Origin of the sequence: Terriglobus roseus DSM 18391 (assembly GCF_000265425.1) — a bacterium.
In the GTDB taxonomy this organism is placed as follows: domain Bacteria; phylum Acidobacteriota; class Terriglobia; order Terriglobales; family Acidobacteriaceae; genus Terriglobus; species Terriglobus roseus.
Window position 1 is genome coordinate 1,665,361 of the sequence record NC_018014.1, and the last position, 18,004, is coordinate 1,683,364.

At 61.6% G+C, this 18,004-nt stretch carries 20 protein-coding genes and 1 tRNA gene; 14 read left to right on the forward strand and 7 right to left on the reverse strand.

From position 1 onward, the window contains the following. Positions 1-3 precede the first annotated feature (3 nt). The 11 genes from TERRO_RS06945 to TERRO_RS06995 all read left to right on the forward strand — a co-directional run bounded on the left by TERRO_RS06945 (position 4) and on the right by TERRO_RS06995 (position 8,664). Positions 4-765, forward strand: a complete 762-nt coding sequence (locus TERRO_RS06945; RefSeq protein WP_014785288.1) for an ATP-binding cassette domain-containing protein — start codon at positions 4-6, stop codon at positions 763-765. Continuing rightward, positions 762-1,397 carry an ABC transporter permease gene (locus tag TERRO_RS06950; RefSeq protein WP_014785289.1) on the forward strand — a complete coding sequence of 212 codons (636 nt, stop codon included), beginning with the start codon at positions 762-764 and terminating at the stop codon, positions 1,395-1,397. The genes TERRO_RS06945 and TERRO_RS06950 overlap by 4 nt, the downstream gene beginning before the upstream one ends. A gap of 139 nt (positions 1,398-1,536) precedes the next feature. Beyond that, positions 1,537-2,463, forward strand: a complete 927-nt coding sequence (locus TERRO_RS06955) for a glycine betaine ABC transporter substrate-binding protein (protein WP_245536239.1) — start codon at positions 1,537-1,539, stop codon at positions 2,461-2,463. 29 nt (positions 2,464-2,492) lie between these two features. Continuing rightward, positions 2,493-2,987 carry a DUF3224 domain-containing protein gene (locus tag TERRO_RS06960; protein WP_245536240.1) on the forward strand — a complete coding sequence of 165 codons (495 nt, stop codon included), beginning with the start codon at positions 2,493-2,495 and terminating at the stop codon, positions 2,985-2,987. A gap of 72 nt (positions 2,988-3,059) precedes the next feature. Beyond that, the gene (locus tag TERRO_RS06965; RefSeq protein ID WP_014785292.1) at positions 3,060-3,566 is read left to right on the forward strand and encodes a pyridoxamine 5'-phosphate oxidase family protein; all 507 of its coding nucleotides are present in this window, start codon (positions 3,060-3,062) and stop codon (positions 3,564-3,566) included. A 94-nt stretch (positions 3,567-3,660) separates the two neighbouring features. After that, positions 3,661-4,173 carry a type IV pilin protein gene (locus TERRO_RS06970; RefSeq protein ID WP_014785293.1) on the forward strand — a complete coding sequence of 171 codons (513 nt, stop codon included), beginning with the start codon at positions 3,661-3,663 and terminating at the stop codon, positions 4,171-4,173. Between the two features lie 98 nt (positions 4,174-4,271). Then, positions 4,272-4,922: a LolA family protein gene (locus TERRO_RS06975; protein ID WP_014785294.1), complete on the forward strand. Its 651-nt coding sequence runs from the start codon at positions 4,272-4,274 to the stop codon at positions 4,920-4,922. A 10-nt stretch (positions 4,923-4,932) separates the two neighbouring features. Continuing rightward, entirely contained in the window at positions 4,933-5,283 is a 351-nt protein-coding gene (locus tag TERRO_RS06980; protein ID WP_014785295.1) for a cupin domain-containing protein, read from the forward strand. 197 nt (positions 5,284-5,480) lie between these two features. Further along, on the forward strand, positions 5,481-6,395 hold the full coding sequence (locus tag TERRO_RS21935) for an EF-hand domain-containing protein (protein WP_169315292.1): 915 nt from the start codon (positions 5,481-5,483) through the stop codon (positions 6,393-6,395). Positions 6,396-6,437: 42 nt separating this feature from the next. Further along, positions 6,438-7,991: a DUF2271 domain-containing protein gene (locus TERRO_RS06990; RefSeq protein WP_014785297.1), complete on the forward strand. Its 1,554-nt coding sequence runs from the start codon at positions 6,438-6,440 to the stop codon at positions 7,989-7,991. Further along, positions 7,972-8,664: a PepSY-associated TM helix domain-containing protein gene (locus TERRO_RS06995; RefSeq protein ID WP_014785298.1), complete on the forward strand. Its 693-nt coding sequence runs from the start codon at positions 7,972-7,974 to the stop codon at positions 8,662-8,664. Before TERRO_RS06990 ends, TERRO_RS06995 begins: the two co-directional genes overlap by 20 nt. Positions 8,665-8,667: 3 nt before the next feature. Here TERRO_RS06995 and TERRO_RS07000 read toward each other — a convergent pair whose 3' ends face one another. The 7 genes from TERRO_RS07000 to TERRO_RS07030 all read right to left on the reverse strand — a co-directional run bounded on the left by TERRO_RS07000 (position 8,668) and on the right by TERRO_RS07030 (position 14,905). Next, complete coding sequence (locus tag TERRO_RS07000; protein ID WP_014785299.1) at positions 8,668-9,099, reverse strand: cupin domain-containing protein; 432 nt, start codon at positions 9,097-9,099, stop codon at positions 8,668-8,670. Between the two features lie 31 nt (positions 9,100-9,130). Continuing rightward, positions 9,131-10,459, reverse strand: coding sequence for a M16 family metallopeptidase (locus TERRO_RS07005; RefSeq protein WP_014785300.1), 1,329 nt, complete (start codon positions 10,457-10,459; stop codon positions 9,131-9,133). Positions 10,460-10,475: 16 nt separating this feature from the next. Further along, positions 10,476-11,072 carry a GNAT family N-acetyltransferase gene (locus TERRO_RS07010; RefSeq protein WP_014785301.1) on the reverse strand — a complete coding sequence of 199 codons (597 nt, stop codon included), beginning with the start codon at positions 11,070-11,072 and terminating at the stop codon, positions 10,476-10,478. Beyond that, entirely contained in the window at positions 11,069-12,133 is a 1,065-nt protein-coding gene (locus tag TERRO_RS07015) for a gluconeogenesis factor YvcK family protein (RefSeq protein WP_014785302.1), read from the reverse strand. The genes TERRO_RS07010 and TERRO_RS07015 overlap by 4 nt, the downstream gene beginning before the upstream one ends. Before the next feature lie 347 nt (positions 12,134-12,480). Further along, positions 12,481-13,452, reverse strand: coding sequence for a 2-hydroxyacid dehydrogenase (locus tag TERRO_RS07020; protein WP_014785303.1), 972 nt, complete (start codon positions 13,450-13,452; stop codon positions 12,481-12,483). 109 nt (positions 13,453-13,561) lie between these two features. Next, positions 13,562-14,089 carry a TPR end-of-group domain-containing protein gene (locus tag TERRO_RS07025; protein WP_157178281.1) on the reverse strand — a complete coding sequence of 176 codons (528 nt, stop codon included), beginning with the start codon at positions 14,087-14,089 and terminating at the stop codon, positions 13,562-13,564. 162 nt (positions 14,090-14,251) lie between these two features. Beyond that, entirely contained in the window at positions 14,252-14,905 is a 654-nt protein-coding gene (locus tag TERRO_RS07030; RefSeq protein WP_014785305.1) for a DUF4254 domain-containing protein, read from the reverse strand. A 108-nt stretch (positions 14,906-15,013) separates the two neighbouring features. Here TERRO_RS07030 and TERRO_RS07035 point away from each other — a divergent pair, with 108 nt between their 5' ends. From TERRO_RS07035 to TERRO_RS07045, 3 genes are all read left to right on the forward strand, one after another. Further along, complete coding sequence (locus TERRO_RS07035; protein WP_169315293.1) at positions 15,014-16,087, forward strand: glycosyltransferase; 1,074 nt, start codon at positions 15,014-15,016, stop codon at positions 16,085-16,087. Further along, positions 16,084-17,568 (forward strand): D-glycero-beta-D-manno-heptose-7-phosphate kinase, encoded by a 1,485-nt coding sequence (gene rfaE1, locus TERRO_RS07040; RefSeq protein WP_014785307.1) that lies wholly within the window; start codon positions 16,084-16,086, stop codon positions 17,566-17,568. Before TERRO_RS07035 ends, rfaE1 begins: the two co-directional genes overlap by 4 nt. Positions 17,569-17,624: 56 nt before the next feature. Continuing rightward, positions 17,625-17,700 (forward strand) — tRNA-Lys (locus TERRO_RS07045). The last annotated feature ends 304 nt before the right edge of the window (positions 17,701-18,004 follow it).

The window sequence follows — 18,004 nt, forward strand, 5'->3', positions numbered from 1 at the left end:
ACCATGACCGCCGCTGCGGGCAGCGTAGAGTTCACGCATGTGAGCTTCGCCCCGCACGGTGTGTCGCGGCCCATTCTCAACGACATCTCGCTGACGCTTGAAGCGGGCACCACAACCGCTCTGCTGGGCCGTTCCGGTTCCGGCAAGACGACGTTGCTGCGTACCGTGAACGGCCTTGTGTTGCCGACGGGCGGCAGCGTTCGCGTGAGCGGGAACGAGGTCGTCGGAGCGGATCTGATCAAGCTGCGGCGCGGCATCGGGTATGTCATCCAGGAGACTGGGTTGTACCCGCACATGAGCATCGAGCGGAATGTTGCGCTGCCCTTGGAGCTTGCAGGAAAGACGCTGAGCGAGCGCACGGAACGGGCGCATGCTTTGCTGCATGATGTCGGCCTTGAGCCATCGCAGTATGCGACCCGCATGCCGTGGCAGCTAAGCGGTGGTCAGCGGCAACGGGCTGGCGTTGCGCGCGCGCTTGCGGCGGATCCTGCGATTCTGCTGCTGGATGAACCGTTTGGTGCGCTGGACCCTTTGACCCGCGCAGAGATGCAGACGATGTTGCGCGATCTGCTGGCGCGACTGGGTAAGACGGCGGTGCTCGTGACGCATGATCTGCAGGAGGCCATCTTCCTGGCGCATCGTGTGATCTTCATCGACGCCGGAAATGTCGCGGCGGATCTGCCCTCGCAGGATGTCTTGAAGTCGGACCTCGCGAATGTGAAGGAGTACGTCCGGGCTGTGAATCGGTTTGAGGCGGCCGGATGATCGGCTTCCTTCACCAACACGCGTATGAGCTGGCCCGGCTGGTCTTTGAGCACCTTTGGCTTACCGGGTCGGCTATGTTATTTGCGACGCTGATTGCGGTGCCCACGGGCATCTGGCTGACGCGGCATGAACGTTGGGCGCGGCCTGTCATCGGTTTTGCAAACATTGTGCAGACGGTGCCGAGCCTCGCGCTCTTCGGCCTGTTGCTTCCCGTGCCTTGGCTGGGCGACCGTGCGGCACGGCTGGCGATCATTGCACTGACGGGGTACGCGCTGCTGCCGATCCTGCGGAACACGTACACGGGAATTCGGGGGATCGATCCTGCTCTGATCGACGTGAGCAATGCGCTTGGCATGACGCCGATGCAGCGACTGATCAAGGTGGAACTGCCGCTGTCAGCGAGCGTTTTGCTGGCTGGTCTGCGCACCGCGACCGTCACGTGCGTTGGCGTTGCGACCATTGCGGCGGCGATTGGCGCAGGTGGGTTGGGCGAGTTTATCTTCCGTGGAGTGGCCTCGGTGGATAACCGTTTCGTCTTGCTTGGCGCGATTCCTGCGGCGTTGCTGGCCCTAATAGCGGATGCGCTGCTCGGCTTGCTGGAACACAGGCTTGCTGTGCGGAGGGATTCGTGAAGCACCATCACAGCGGGTGCCCCATACATGATCGAAGAGCATCTATGGGCCTTCGCGCCAAGGCACGAGCCCGTTGCAGTCAGCTGTCTCTAGGAAGGTCGCGCTTCGCGCGATGCCCATTCATGACGGTGAAGCTGTCATGAATGGGGCACCCAATCTGTCGAGCCATAGCGGCTTGGGATCGATGTTCCGAGTGGCGATGACGCTGGTGGTTACGATGATGGTTCTGTCGTTCACCGCGTGCGATCCGCCGCATGGGTCGCGCATTGTCATTGGTGCGAAGAACTTTACGGAGCAGGTGATCCTGGGAGAACTGCTTGCGCAGGAGATTGAGGCGACCGGCGAGAAGGTGGACCGTCGTTTCTACCTGGCGGGCAGCTACATTGCGCATCAGGCACTGGTTGCGGGCCGCATCGATGCGTACGTGGAATACACCGGGACGGCGCTGACCTCCGTACTGAAGCAGCCACTGGATCATGATCCTGACCGTGTACTGGCGACGGTACGCCGCATCTACGCGCAGAAGTACGCGGTGCGCGTACAGCCGTCGCTGGGCTTCGAGAACACGTTTGCGATGGTGCTGCGTGGAGCCGATGCGGACCGGCTGCACGTGTCGAAGCTGAGCGACCTTTCACAGGCAGCGCCGACGCTTCGGCTGGGCGTGGGGTACGAGTTTGAGGAGCGGCCCGACGGTCTGCACGGCATGGACGATGCCTACGGCCTGCGCTTCGACGGCACACCGCGCATCATGGATCTTGGGCTGCTGTATCGGGCGCTTGGTTCGAACCAGGTCGATGTGATCTCCGGGAACTCAACCGACGGGCAGATCACGGCGATGGACCTGCGTGTGCTGACGGATGACCGGCGCTACTTTCCGCCCTATCAAGCAGTTCCACTGGTTCGCGAGGACACGCTGCGCAGCCATCCGAAGATGCAGGAAGCGTTGGACCGGCTGACCGGTCGCATCAGCGAAAGCGAGATGCAGGCGATGAACCACGCTGTGGAAGGCGACCATCGGGACCCGGCGGACGTCGTGCGAGATTTCCGTAAATCTCATGGCTTGTAATCCGCTCCTCGTCTGCTACATTGGCACCTGTGAAGCGAAGAAAGATCGAAAGCGTAGCGTTGCTGTTGGTGGCCCTTCTGGTCGCCGCGGGCGCTATGGCGCAGCCGATGAAGCGAGGATCAACAATGCACGCAACCGGAACGTTCAAGGTCAATGTGAAGCCGACGGAGGTCTCGCCCGTTGGCAAGGAAGCCGGCCTGGGAGTCATGACCATCGACAAGACATGGAGTGGAGCCATTGAGGGCACGAGCAAGGGCCAGATGACCACGTCCGTGACCGGCAAGGCGATGGCATACGTGGCGCTTGAAAGTATGAAGGTGAAAGTCGATGGCCATTCCGGCACGTTTGTGTTCATGCACAGCGCGACGATGATGTCCGACGATCCGCAGGCGGCCATGCTGAATGTCACGGTGGTGCCGAACTCCGGGACCGGGGACCTTGCAGGGATCGAAGGCAAGTTGAAGATCATGATCGACAAGACAGGCCACAGTTACGACTTCGAGTACACAATGCCTGCCCGATGACTGTATCGCTCCCGAATGGGAAACGGCATGGAGCCCCCCGCGCATCCAAGCCTTTGGAAAGCAGGAGGATTCATGGCTGAGAAGAATGTGTCGGGCGCGGAAGGTATTGCGAAGATCAAGGAACTGACGAAGGACATACACATCGCGATGTTGACGACCGTGGCCGACGACGGCACGCTGCACGCACGTCCGATGGGAACAGAATCCACTGATTTCGACGGAACGCTGTGGTTCATTACGCGTCTTGATTCGGGCAAGGTCGACGAGATTCGAGAGGACAGCCACGTGCTGGTGAGCTACGAGCAGCCGAAGGATGGCATGTATCTGTCGCTGCAGGGTCGCGCCGGCATCGTGAAGGATCGCGCTCTGATCAAGCAGCACTGGTACAAGATGGCGGACGCCTGGTTCAAAGAGGGCAGCGATGATCCGGCGGCTGCACTGATCCAGGTAAAGGTTACGGGCGGCGAGTACTGGGAGTCGAGTTCGTCCGGTATTGTGCGGCTTGGCCGGCTGGCTTTGGCGTCCGTTCTGGGCGCGGACAAGGTCAGCGTGGGCGACGCCGGTAAGATCACGCTTTAATTGCGCACGATTTGCTACAGTTTGTGATGTCGGATTGCTCGCGGTACCGTCCTACAAAGAGGCCGCGGGCACGGCACACATTTCGAGGAACTGCATGACTCTGAAGAACCGCAGCCGACGTACCGGCAACGACGAAGGCTTTACGCTGATCGAACTGCTGATCGTCATGTCGATCATCATCATCATTGCCACGTTCGCGATCCCGAACATTACGCGTATCAAGCGGCAGGGCAATGAGACATCGGCGATCCAGTCGATCCGTGCCATTGTTGCTGCGCAACTTCAATATCAGCAGACCTATCCGGCTAACGGCTACGCCTGCGATTTGAAGGCACTTGGCGGTGATAAGGGAACAGCACCTTCCCCAGCAGCGGCGGGCCTGCTGCAGCCTGACCTTGCGGGCGGACAGAAGGCTGGTTACACCTTTGCCATCGTCAACTGCAACAAGGTCACCATCAACAATCAGGACCAGTACACCAGCTACGAGATCACCGCGGTTCCGCAGAAGATCGGCAACACCGGCGATCGTGGCTTCTGCTCCGATGATTCGCAGCAGGTGAAGTACGACCCTAAGGGCGGCACGGCCTGCACGCAGCCGATTCAGTAGGAAGCGGCAACCCGGCTAGTCCGCAGGTCAGTGAAGTTTAGGAAGCGGGTGCGGCCTTGGCTGCGCCCGCTTTTGCTTGGCGGCATCCAAAGGAAGCGATGAGATTGATTTCCCGTATTGCTGTGCTGCTCGCAGCGTCGATCACCACGGCACAGGCGCAGGACGTCCACGCGCTGGCCAGCAAGGTCGATGACCACTACAACCACCTGACCAGCCTGCGCGCCAATTACACCGAGCGCTATAGCGGCATGGGGCAGCAGCGGACCGAGACAGGCACTCTGCTGCTCCGAAAGCCCGGCCGCATGCGCTGGTCTTATTCGACGGGCAAGCTATTCGTGCTCGACGGGAAATTCGGCGTCAGCTACACGCCGGGCGATCCGCAGGCGCAGCGCGTGCCTGCAAAGCAACTGGACGATATGCGTTCGCCGCTACGGTTCCTGCTGGGGCACACCAAGCTTGAAAAGGAACTCGACCATCTGCAGGCGACGCCCGCTGCGAATGGAGCAGTGACTCTCGCCGGCACGCCTCACTACGAGATGACGCCGGGCGACCAGCGTGTGCAGAAGATCGCCGTCACCGTGATCCCAGCGACCGGCGCCATCAACGGTCTTCGCATTGAGGAGATCGACGGCAGCTTTACCGAGTTTGTCTTCCGCGACCTGCAGGAGAACGTGCCCGCCACAGATGCGGACTTCCGCTTCACCCCGCCTGCGGGTGTCACCGTGATCGATGGTCTGCCGCCCGCGTAGAGTAGCGGGTATGACAGCCATCAACCTTGCCTCGAAGCTCGCAACGTTCACGGATCACTGGTCACCGAGGATCGTCGCCGAGTACAACGGCAACGACATCATGGTAGTGAAGGTGAAGGGCGAGTTCACTTGGCACTCGCACGCGGATACGGACGATCTGTTCCTGGTGCTCAAAGGCTCGCTGACCATCCGCCTGCGCGACGGCGACGTACACCTGGGGCCGGGTGAACTCTTCGTTGTGCCGAAGGGCATCGAGCATTGCCCGGTGGCGGAAGACGAGGTCCACCTGCTGCTGATCGAGCCGTGCGGCACACCCAACACGGGTGATGTCATAACCGCCGTGGCCAAGCAAAGGATCTGAGCAGCGGCGCACGCGTGCGCTATTCGACAGGCGAATGATTCTTATTCTTGCTCTCCGCACCTCTTTGCCCTAAAAAGAACTAGGACCAATACTGTCCGCATTGCCTTCGCGACGTTGCATGGCAATTCGTTCATGAAGCGAGTCTGAAGAAACTTGCCGCAGAATTGGCCGTCTAGAGGAATTAGAGAATGACGAAGATGCACCGTTCAAACCTTCTTGCTGCCGCCGTCGCTGTAGTGGTTCCCGCTTTATCGATGCCTCTGCTCGTCGCGCAGCCGCCACGGACTCCGCCGCCGCGCGTCTTTCTGCTGGCGCTGGACACGGACCATGACGGCCAGCTTGCGGCTGCTGAGATCGCCGCTGCGAGTGCGTCGCTGCTGACGCTGGATAAGAATCACGATGGGCAGATAACGCCGGATGAGTATGCTCCGCGCTTCCAGACGGATTCGCCGGTTGCGAACGAGTTGTATGCACGCTTGATGGCGATGGATGCGAACAAGGACGGTGTCCTGACTGTCGATGAGGTGCCGGAGCGCATGCAGCCGATGTTCCAGCGAGGCGATGCGAACCACGACGGCAAGCTGACCGGGGATGAGATTCGCGCGATGGCGCAGGCGCAGGCCGATCCGCAAGGCCGGCCAGTTGGACGGAACAATGCATCGGTGCAGCTGCGCGTGGATCCGATCACGAACTCGCTGGATGTCGATCATGATGGCGTCTTCACTGCGGCCGAGATTGCAAGTGCTCCGGGTGCGTTGAAGACGCTGGACAAGAATGCCGACGGCATCCTGTCAGCGGACGAACTGCGTGTTCGCCAGCAGACTCCGGCGGAGCGTGCTGCGCACAGCATGGACGAGTGGGATGGCGATCGCGACGGCTTCCTGATCAAGGGCGAAATGCCGGACCGGATGCAGGCGAACTTCGAAGCGATGGATCTGAATCACGATGGCAAAGTCAGCCTGGAAGAGATGACGACCTTCATGGCGACGCAGCCGATGGGACGCGGCCCGGGTGGCCCCGGTGGACCGCCTACCGGAGCTGGCGAACGCTCCGGTGACATGAAACCTCCAGCCGAACGTATGCCCGAGAACAACGCTGCGCCCGCACGCTAACCCTGCAGCACTTACCTGCCTTACTCAGGAGAAGAGATCGTAATGAAGAAGAAGACACAGGGATTATTTGCCTCCGCTGCCTTGGTTTCGCTGGGAGTGTTGCAAGCATCTGCTGCTACTCAGGTCATGCAAGCCGGAGCGGTGAAGCATGACGCAGCAGGCACGTGGGCCTTCGCGCATGAAAACGTGCTGGGAACATCGCTCGACATGAACGTGACTGCTGCTTCGAAGACGCAGGCGCATGCGGCGGAGGCAGCGGCGCTGGCTGAGTTTGATCGTCAGTCGAAGATCCTGAGTGCGTGGGACGCGAAGAGCGAGTTCTCGCGCTGGCAGAAGACACGCGGTGTTGCCGTGAAAGTCTCGCCGGAGCTGATGGATGTCCTGGCTCGCTTCGATGCGTGGCAGGGTGAGACAGGTGGCGTGTTGAATGCTTCGTCGGAGGCAGCCGCGAAGGTATGGCGCGGCGCTGCGGCAAAGGGTGCTGCACCCTCGTCGAAGGACCTCGACAACGCGGTGCATGCGATGGCGCAGAAGCACTGGTCGCTGGATCGCGTGCACGGCACCGCGACGCGGCTTTCAGATGCGCCTTTGGTCCTTGCCAGCTTCACGAAGAGCCTGATTACGCAGAAGGCTGCGGATGTAGCGCTGCATGCGGGTGCGACGGGCATCATGCTGAACGTGGGCGGCGACATCGTCACGCGTGGTGCGCTGACGCAGCGTGTGGACATTGCCAACCCCAAGGCCGATGCAGAGAACGATGCTGCGCTTGATACGGTGGTCTTGCGTGATCGAGCCATTGCGACCAGCGGCAGCTATCGTCGCGGCTTTGCAGTGGCGGGCGAGCTCCGGTCGCACCTGATTGATCCGCGTACGGCGCAGCCTGCCGCTGCTGTTCTCTCATCAAGCGTCATTGCTCCGGATGCTGCTACGGCTGGTGCACTTGCGACGGCTCTGTCGATCCTGTCGCCTCGTGAGTCGGCTGCGCTGATGCAGCGTCATCCGGATGCGGCTTACATGATCGTCACGCGGGATGGTGAGCGCGTCGCCAGTAAGGGTTGGGCTACGTATGCCGAGCCGAAGGTCGAGCGTGTGGCCTATGCCGTGCGTGCCGGTGCGGCGGCACCGGCTGGATCGAACTGGAACCAGTCGATGGAACTGCTGGTAAAGCTGGAGCTGCCGCGCGTCGATAACCCGCGCTATCACCGGCCATATGTCGCTGTCTGGATTGAGGACAAGGACAAGTATCCGGTCCGTACCGTTGCGCTGTGGTTCAAGAATCCGCGTTGGTTGAATGAGTTGAAGGGTTGGTATGGCGAGGATCGCGTGCGGAATCTGGCCGAAGGAACGGATATCTCTGCGACCGTTTCCAGCGCGACGCGTGCGCCCGGGACCTATTCGCTGAAGTGGGATGGCAAGGACAACAACGGCAAGCTGGTGAAGGCAGGGAAGTACACGGTGGTGATTGAAGCTGCGCGCGAGCACGGCGGGCACTCGCTGCTGCGCCAGGAGATTGACTTCAACGGCACCGCCGCGCAGATGACGCTGCCCGCCAGCGAAGAACTGGGAGCTGTTCAGCTTGACTATCGGAAGCAGTAAGGTCGAACACAGCCCCGAGGCGCAGAGCATCACCGCCGCGGTTACACGTCGCACCGCGGCGGAGAAGGCCGCGCAGCCATTGTCTGCGCGGCTGCGCAAGAAGACAGCCATCGTCTCGCGGTGGCTGCATATCTACCTGTCGATGGTGTCGTTCGCGGTGGTGCTGTTCTTTGCGGTGACGGGCCTGACGCTGAATCATGCAGAGTCGCTCTCGCATGGTGAGGTGGTTAAGAATCTTAACGGTTCGCTCTCGCCGAAGGAGATGGGGCCGAAGGACCATCCGGACACGCTTGCGATCGTGGAGCACATTCGCTCCAAGGATGGCGTCCACGGCGCTGTCAGCGATCTGCGTGTCGAAGACGACCAGATCAGCTTCAGCTTTCGCGGGCCCGGTTACAGCGCAGACACGACGGTGAATCGCGCCGATGGGATGTATACCGTCGTGGAGACGCGTGCGGGCTTGGTCGCGGTCATCAACGATCTACACAAGGGGCGTGACACCGGGAAGGTGTGGTCATGGATCATCGATGCGTCCGCGATCCTGCTGACGCTGGTGTCGTTGAGCGGTTTGGTGCTGATCTTTTTCGTTTACAAGAAGCGTGTGAGCGGGTTGATTCTTGCTGGCATCGCGACGGTAGTCTGCCTCATGCTCTACAAGCTTTATGTGCCGTAGGGCTTAGAGGACAACCAGCTCGTAACGCGCCATGATCTCGATGATGCGAGTGCGGTCGGGCGGGCCGTCGCTCATGGCTTCGCGGACCTCTTCAAAGTACCGCTTGCCGATGGAGCCGGGATTCAGCGTGACCAGCGCCTTTGCAGGCGCATCGTGCAGGTTCGCATGGTGATGTTTCACACCACGCGGAATCATGAGTGACTCGCCGGCTTTCAGCTCGTGCGCTTCGCCGTTTACGGTGGATGTGAGTGTGCCTTCGAGGCCGTAGACAAACTCGTCCACGGCGCGATGGTAGTGGGGCTCCGGCACGCGTGCGCCGGGCTGCACGAGAAATTCGAAGATGACGAGATCGCCGGAGCCCTGCGTCTCATCGACGAGGAATGTCAGTTCGATTCCACCAAGGCGCACCACGGCGCTGCTGTCTGGCTGCTGCATCACTCACCTGTTTTCTAGGGGAGTGAGCAGGCTAACATGCCAGATCGGCGCGGGTGATTTTTAGATCGCCTAGATTGCCGAGCAGTGTGAGCGAGATGTTGTCGCCGATCAGCAGCTCGTTGGCTACCCGCTGTACATCGGCAGGCGTTACGCGGTCGACGTCCGCGATGATCTCATCGACGGTGTGGAAGCGGCCGTAGTACATCTGCTGGCGAGCCAGGTTTCCCATGCGTGCCGAGGAGCTCTCAAGGCCGAGAACGATGTTGCCTTTAGATTGATTCTTCGCGCGCTCCAGCTCGTCTTCGCCGATGGGCTCCGTCTTCAACTTGCGGAACTCTTCGACGATCAGGCGAATCATCTCACGTGTCTTTTCGATGGACGTACCCGCGTAAACACTGAGCGCTCCGGTATCGCGATAGGGCGACAGCTCTGAGTAGATGGAGTAGGCGAGGCCTGCATCTTCACGCACCGACTGGAAGAGGCGCGAGCTCATGCCGCCGCCGAGAATTGAATTCAAAAGGTACAGAACGTAGCGGTCCGGCGAGTCGACCGCGGGTGCGGGAACGCCGAGACAGATCTGTACCTGCTCGAGTGACTTCTTCTTTTTGAGCGTGATGTGCGGTGTTGCTTTGGGTGCTGCGAAGCGGACAATCTTGTTGTCGCCGGCCGGTGCGAGTGCGCCGAAGTGCCGCTCGACGAGAGCGATCATCTCGTCATGCTTGAGGTGTCCTGCGGCGGAGATGATCACATTTGACGGCACGAATCGAGATGCGTGGAAGGAGCGCACCGCGGTCTGATCGAAGCTGGAGACAGTCTCTGCCGTGCCGAGGATAGAGCGTGCGAGCGGGTCGTTCTTCCAGAAGTTTGCCGTGTGGATCTCGTGGACGAGATAGTCGGGATTGTCCTCGTCCATCTTGATCTCTTCGAGCACGACGGACTGTTCGCGTGCGATGTCGTCGGGTGCGAAGGTCGGATTCAGTACGAGATCTGCGAGGATTTCCATTGCCGGTCCCACGTTGGTGTCGAGCACCTTCATGTTGAAGCAGATGGTTTCCTTGCCGGTGAATGCGTCTAGGTTGCCGCCGATGGCGTCGGTTTCGCGCGCGATCTGCTTGGCTGTGCGCGACGTTGTGCCCTTGAAGACCATGTGTTCTACGAAATGGGAGAGGCCGTTTTCTGCGGGTTGTTCGTCGCGTGAGCCTGTGCCGACCCATACGCCTACTGAGACCGATCGCATGTGCGGCATGCTCTCGGTGAGGACGAGGAGGCCGTTGGGGAGCGTGGTCCGGCGGATGTTGCGGGCGGGTGATGCGGCGGTGGCAAGCGTCGCATTCTCTGCGACGGGGACGGTTTCAACCATCCTTCCATTGTAGGCGCTATGCGGGTTTTCGGATGGGTTCGGTGGCGATGCGGGCGAGCAGGGAGGCCTTGATTGCGGGCCAATCTTCTTCGGTGATGCTGTACCACTTCGTGTGTCGTGTGGAGCCGTCCGGCATGATCATGTGGTTGCGAAAGGTGCCTTCGAATTGCGCGCCCAGCTTGAGTAAAGCGCGTTGCGAATGCAGGTTTTCGTGGTGTGTTTTGAGCGCGATGCGACGGAAATGAATCGTCTCAACGCCGAATTGCAACTGGAGGAGCTTAACCCGTGGATTGACGCCGGCACCGCGCCAGTTTCTGGCCAGCCAGGTGAAGCCGATTTCGACGGTCCGGTGGGGCCGATTGAGGTCGAGGTAGCTGGTCGCGCCGACGACCTCGCCGTCCACGGTGGTGACCCAGGGCATGACGGTTCCGGTCTCGGCGGCTCGCTCGGAGTCGTCGACGAGTTTCTGGACGTCGGCGGGTGTCTCGATGCGGAGGTTCATGTGCTTCCAATTGCTCGGCTCGATGGCGATGCGGGTCAGACCCTCGACGTGCTGCTGCGCCATCGGCTCAAGCCGGACGCCGTATCCCTCGAGGACGGGCGTCTGGTTCATGCCGCGACGAACTCCCGGCGAGCGGGCAGATCGAGGAGCCGTTCGGCTACGTGGTCGTAGTCGTGGCGGAGGACGTCGCCTTCGTGGACGAAGTTGCCGGTGATGGGTGTGACGCCGAGTTCGCGGATGCGGTCGAGGTCGGCTTCGATGGGTTGCTGGCCTTCGCGGGCGTACTTCTCCAGCAGCACTTCGGAGATGGGAGCGGTGTTGACGAGGGCGAAGTCGAAGAGCCGCTCGCCGCCGCAGTGTGACTGGATGTGGCGGATGTGGTCGGCGGCGGAGAGGCCGAGGGATTCGTTGGCCTGCGTCATCAGGTTGCAGACGTAGACGCGCTTGGCGCGGGAGGCTGCGATGGCTTCGGGAATGCCGCCTACGAGCAGGTTGGTGATGAGCGAGGTGTAGAGCGAGCCGGGACCCAGGGTGATGAGGTCGGCTTCTGCGATGGCTACGAGCGCTTCGGGCAGTGGCTTTGCGTCTGCCGGGTGCAGCATGAGTTCGGTGATGCTGCGCTTTGAGGCGGTGATATTCGTCTCGCCGTGGACGGTGGTGCCGTCGTCCATGCGGGCGGAGAGGGTGACGTTGCTGTTGGTGGCCGGGTAGATGGTGCCGCGCGCGGCGAGGATTTGCAGGGACATCTGCACAGCCTGTGCGAAGTCGCCGCCGTGGATGGCGGTGAGCGCGGCCAGGAAGAGGTTGCCGAAGGAGTGGCCGCTGAGGCCGTTGGTATCTGCGCCGGCAGGAAAGCGGTATTGGAAGAGGCGCGTGAGCAGCATTTCGTCTTCGCTGAGTGCTGCGACGCAGTTGCGGACATCGCCCGGCGGAAGCATCTTGAGATCTTCGCGTAGGCGGCCGCTGGAGCCGCCGTCGTCTGTGACGGTGACGATGGCGGAGAGTTGCGCGATGCGGCAGGGCGCGTCTTCGCAGATGTCCTCGGGGCGTGGTGGCATGCCTCGGCGTTCGCTCATCTGGACGTAGCGCTTGAGGCCGCGCAGCAGCGTCGAGAGGCCGGTGCCGCCGCCGATGGCGACTACGTTGATCGGTGCGTAGAGGTGGCTGGACATCGGTTCTTAGTCTATCGGTTTGATTTTTCGCTCCGCGATTGGGAGCGTCAATGGCGCGACCCGATGTTAGCCCAGAGAGCGGTCGCGGGAAAGCCTGGATGTCGATGGGGCGGGCCGTTGGCCCCTGGGGTTGTGGTTGATTTTGGAGCCCATGTCCCAGAAAGCGAGACACCCGCGGTTTTGGTCGATCCCACTCATGACGATATAGCCGTCATGAATGGGGCACCCGCGCGCCGTCGGAGCCATGTCTCTGAAGCGAGACGTGGGGCACACACGTTAGGTGCTGATTGGTGCTCGATCCCACTCATGACGATGGAACTGTCATGAATGGGCACCCGCTCTTTTGGTTAGGGGAGGGGGATTGGGGTTGGTGGGGGTTGGCCGTTGAGGACGGCCTGGATGTTGTCGAGGGCGAGCATGCCCATGGCGGTGCGGGTTTCGATGGTGGCGCTGCCGATGTGTGGCAGGAGGTAGGCGTTGGGCAGGTCGAGGTAGCCGGGGTTGACGTTGGGTTCGCCTTCGAAAACGTCAAGGCCTGCGGCGGCGATTCGGCCGCTGCGGAGTGCGGCGATGAGGTCCTCGTCATTGACCAACGCGCCGCGTGCCGTGTTGATGACGATGGCGCCCTGCGGCAAGAGGTCAATGGTCTTGCGGTTGAGGAAGTGCTTTGTCTCTGCCGATGAGGGGGCGTGGATCGAGAGGAAGTTGCTGGCGCGCAAGAGAGATTCCGGGGTGTCGTGGAAGATGGCGCCCTGCGCTTCGGACTCAGGGAGCGGCTTGCGGTTGTTGTAGTGGATGGTCATACCGAAGGCGCGTGCGCGGTGTGCGAGTGCCTGGCCGATGCGACCCATGCCGTAGATGCCGAGGATGCTGCCGGTGAGTTGCCAGCCGAGCAGGTCGGCCGGTTTTCTCTTCGGCCATTCGCCGGAGCGTACCAGTTGCTGAGACTCATAGGCGCGGCGGGATGCGCCGAGCAGGAGGAGCATGGCGACGTCGGCGGTGGCGTCGTTGAGGACGCCGGGGGTGTTGCTGACGGGGATACCGCTGGCCTTTGCGGCCGCGAGGTCGATGTGGTCGTAGCCGACGGAGAAGGTTGCGATGGCCTTGACGGACTTCGGGACGCGCGCGAAGAAGGTGGCGTCGAGCTTCTCGGCGGGGCTGATGAAGAGAGCATCGGCGCCCTCGGCAGCGGCGATGAGTTCGTCCGGGGTGAGGGCGCGGTCGTTCGGATTGCGGCGGGCTTCGAAGTCGCGTGCAATGCGTGTCTCCACCGCATCGGTGAAGTGACGCGTGACGACGAGGATGGGTTTGGATGGCATGGGTCGATGCTATCGCTGGAAGCTGGAAGATGGAACAGGCAGTGGGCTTTGAAGACGGGAAAGGGCGCTCCTGTGAGCGCCCTAGTGTTCCCGACTCTGAGTTCGCTGTTTAGCCTTCGGGGTAGAGGAGTTCTGTGAAGCGCGGGTCGTCGGACATGTCCTGGAAGTCGGAGTCGGAGCGGGCCTGGATGCGGTTCATGCTATTCAGGCGGATGGCTTCGGTCAGCTTGTCGAGGCAGGTCGAGGTGTCACCGGTCATGGAGGCGAGTACGGCGAGACCGTAGAAGGCGTAGTCGGCGTTGCCGTCGCCATCGAGGATCTCGTTGAGGTGCTCGCGCGCATCTTCGTACTGACCGTCATTGAGCAGCGAGATGGCGTAGTCGTACTTCTCTTCGGGAGAGGTGAAGTCGTTTGCGCCCTTCTTGGACTGCGCGATGCATGCGGACAGGTACATCCGGATGCGATCGATGAACTCCGGCGGAGCGGTCTCCAGCAGCTTCTCCAGCGCGGGATGCGCGGCGGAGTAGTTGCCCTGCTGCATGGCGGTTACGGCTGCCTGGTACTGTTCGAGCGCGGCAGCGCGATTGGCATCATGCGCGGGTGGAAGGTGACCGGCAAGTGTGCGCGGGGTCGGCATCACGGAAGTCTTGCTTGGAGCTTTACCGGCTTTTGCGGCGGTCTTTGCAACTGGCATTTTTAGGTTCCTGGTCGGCAGATGGATTCTTACGGCTTACGTCCAGAAGCCATTGTTTGGGGGAACGGTGTTCGCTATGCGTTATACGGTACCCAGGACCCAAGGTCAAGAGGCGGTCTTTGAGCTGCGTTCCGATGCGGCATAAAGGACAGGATTGAGGTCTGGATCGTTATACATCTTCATCTGTCGATAGAGGCGGAAGCGTACCTTGCCATCGGCGATGTTGTGGAAGAGAAGTGTGAGTGCATCGCGAAGATCGTCGCGCTGTTCGGTGAGTATACGAAGGCGTTGCCGATTCCGTTCCCGGTGTTCCGCGGAGGCAGTGGCGCGCTCTGCTTCTTCGTGTGTGTGATAGATCTTCAGCGACAGGATGGAGAGGCGGTCGACGATCTGGCCGGGCGTCTCCGAGTGCAGCGGTGCAGTCCCGTTCTGCTGCAGACGATCGAGCAGAGATTCATCCAGGCGTTCCACGAGATTGTTGCGTTGCTGGTTGGTGCGATCGATGAAGCGCTTGCACTGCACGATGGTGCGGTCGGTCGCGTTGGGATCGCGGGCTTCATCTTCGAGGTGCCACAGGGTGAAGTTGGCCGCGTGCAGACGCTGCGCGATCTCGCGTGGTGAGAGGTCTGCGGGGACATCGAGATCCTGCCGGTTGCCGGCGTCGCTATGCCAGCGATGCGTTGCGCCGTCCTGTTCCTCGACGAGGATCGCCGGTGTGAACGGGAGCGGTGTCTCATGCGGCTGTGGGTGCTCAGGCATTCCATGCCATTGTAGACACTCCCCAGAGGCTGTCTGGCCGCATTGGTATGCTGGACACTCATGCGGCTACTACTCATTGGGAATTACGCGCCGGACAGACAGAACAGCATGCTGCGCTATTCCGATCTGCTGTGCCGCGAGATGAAAGCCCGTGGGTACGAGGTGCGGGTGATTGCACCACAGCCGTTTGCGACACGTGTGTACGACCGTGGGGTCGTGGGCAAGTGGCTCGGCTACATCGACAAGTACCTGATCTTTCCGTTGCAACTTCGGGCTGTGGCGCGCGGCTGGGACTGGGTGCATGTGTGCGACCATTCCAACTCGATGTACCTACCGCACGTGGACGCGGCGCGGTCGAGCATTACCTGCCATGATCTGCTGGCGGTGGAGGCTGCGTTGCAGCAGCACAGTATGGCCGATGTGGGCCGACGGGTTTCGTTGACGGGGCGCGTGCAGCAGAGCTGGATCCGGAAGCACCTGGTGAAGGCGCGGCGTGTGATCTGCGTCTCGCACGCGACGGAACGGGGTCTGCGAGCGCTGGGTGCGGATGGCGTGATCGTGACGATCCACAATCCACTGAATCGCGCGTTTGCACCTGCGAGCGCGGATGCGGTGCAGGCGATCCGTACGCGTGCCGGCCTTGCCGAGGGCGAGGCCTACCTGCTGCATGTGGGTGGGAACCAGTGGTACAAGAATCGCGTTGGTGTGTTGCGGATCTTTGCGGAGCTGCGACAGCGTTCTGACTTTGCCGCGATGCGGCTGGTGATGGCGGGGAAGGACTGGAACGGCGAGATGCACGCCGCGCTGCTTGCGCTGGGCCTGGGGGATGCCGTGGTGGAGTTGAAGAACCCGAGCGATGCCGAGGTAGAGGCGCTGTACACGGGTTGCGCCGCAATGCTGTTTCCCTCGCTGCAGGAGGGGTTCGGCTGGCCCATCATCGAGGCGCAGTGCTGCGGCGCGCTGGTGGTCACGTCGGATCGTGATCCGATGCGTGAGATCGCGGGCGAGACGGCACTGCTGATCGCTCCTGCGGACCCGGCGGCTGCTGCTGCCGAGATAGCGCTTCGCTGGAGTGAGCGGGCAGTACTGCGGGCCGAAGGCATGCGGAACGCAGAGAACTACACGACGGAGCGTTTAATGCCGAAGTACGACGAGTTCTTTCGTCAGGGAGCCATCGCGTGATTGCGGATCGGGATGCGGTGTTGCGGCTGCTGGAGACAGGCTTCAGCCGGCTGCGTGTGTTGGTGGTGGGCGATGTGATGATCGACCGCTACATCGTGGGCGATGTGGAGCGGATCTCGCCGGAGGCTCCGGTGCCGGTGCTGCGGCAGGCGCGAGAGTATTCGCGGCCGGGTGGCGCTGCCAACGTGGCGATGAATCTTGCAGGGCTGGGCCTGCAGACGACGCTGGCTGGCTTTGTCGGCGATGACAGCCATGCCGGCGAGTTACGGAAGCTGATGGCGGCGGCGGGTGTGGATGCGTCGGGGTTGGTGGAGTCGGAGTTGCCGACGATCGCAAAGACACGCGTGGTGAGCCGGACGCAGCAGTTGTTGCGGATCGATGTGGAGAGCCGGGAGATGCATCCGCCGGATGCGGATTCGTCGCTGCGTGCCAAGGCGCTGGATGCGGTCGCGGGTGCGGATGCGGTGATCCTGTCGGACTATGCGAAGGGCGCGTTGAGCGAGGGGCTTTGCGGGACGGTGATCCGTGCGGCGCGGGCGAAGGGGATTCCGGTACTGGTGGATCCGAAGACGCGCAACCTGGCGAAGTATGCAGGTGCGACGACGATCTGTCCGAACCTGCAGGAGCTGAGCGCGGCGACGGGTGTGGATGCGCATCGCACGGGCGAACTGTTGCAGGCGGGGCGTGACCTGCTGCCGGCACTGGGCATCGACTTCCTGACGGTGACGATGAGCGAGAAGGGCATTCGTGTGTTGCGGCACGATGGGCTGCTGGAAGAGATCCATTCGCCGGCGCGTGCGCGTGAAGTGTTCGATGTTTCTGGCGCGGGCGATACGGTGATTGCAACGCTGGCGGCGGGACTGGCGGGCGGGCTGGCGGTGGATAGCGCGGTGGAGCTGGCAAACGTTGCCGCGGGCATTGTGGTGGCGAAGCTGGGTACGGTGCCGGTGGCAGCGCACGAGATTGTGGCGGAGCTGACGATGTCGAGCGGCATTGCGTCGGCGGATAAGGTGCTGGACTTCGATCGGGCGGTTTCGCGCGTGGCAGAGTGGCGCGCTTCGGGCGAGAGCATCGTGTTTACGAACGGGTGCTTCGACCTGCTCCACATTGGCCACATCACGCTGCTGGAAGATTGCAGACGGTTTGGGTCGAAGCTGATCGTGGGTATGAACACGGATCGTTCTGTGAGTGAGTTGAAGGGGCCGTCGCGGCCGATCGTAGGAGAGAACGAGCGGACGAAGGTGATGGCTGCGCTGGGTTCGGTCGACATGGTGGTGCTGTTCGACGAGGAGACGCCGCTGAAGCTGATCCGGGCGATGAAGCCGGATGTGCTGGTGAAGGGTGGCGACTATCGCGTGGAGACGGTCGTGGGCCATGAGGATGTGATGGCTGCGGGCGGTCGCGTGGAGATTGTGCCGACGGTCGAGGGCTTCTCAACTTCGAACATTGTGAAGCGCATGGTCGAGGGCGCTGGAAGCTGAGTGGTTGGGGCTTCGTGGTTTCCACCGGCTTCGTAGGGTATTCTTGAACACGGCATGAGAGCGTAGCTCAGTTGGTAGAGCATCGCCCTTTTAAGGCGCTGGTCCTGGGTTCGAGCCCCAGCGCTCTCACCACACCCCTTGTGATTCCTTCTTTCTGGTCCTTCTTCGGAGGGAGACCGGAAAGAGGGGACGCAGCCTTGGCAGAGTGTTGCTGTCCCGATTTGGCCCCGGACATCTCTTTGTTGTGGCGTGGTTTACGGATTCGTGCAGGCATCCCACAGAAGTACCAAAGAGCTTTATTGACTTGGCCACGTGGCGGACGTAGCCTCTGCCTAGCGCTCACATCCCGCACCACCAGAAGTGCATTTGCAGGTTGAAGCAGCCGGCCGCTTAGCGGCGGGGTCACGGTCCTTTGCGGCCGTATCTGTGTCGACCG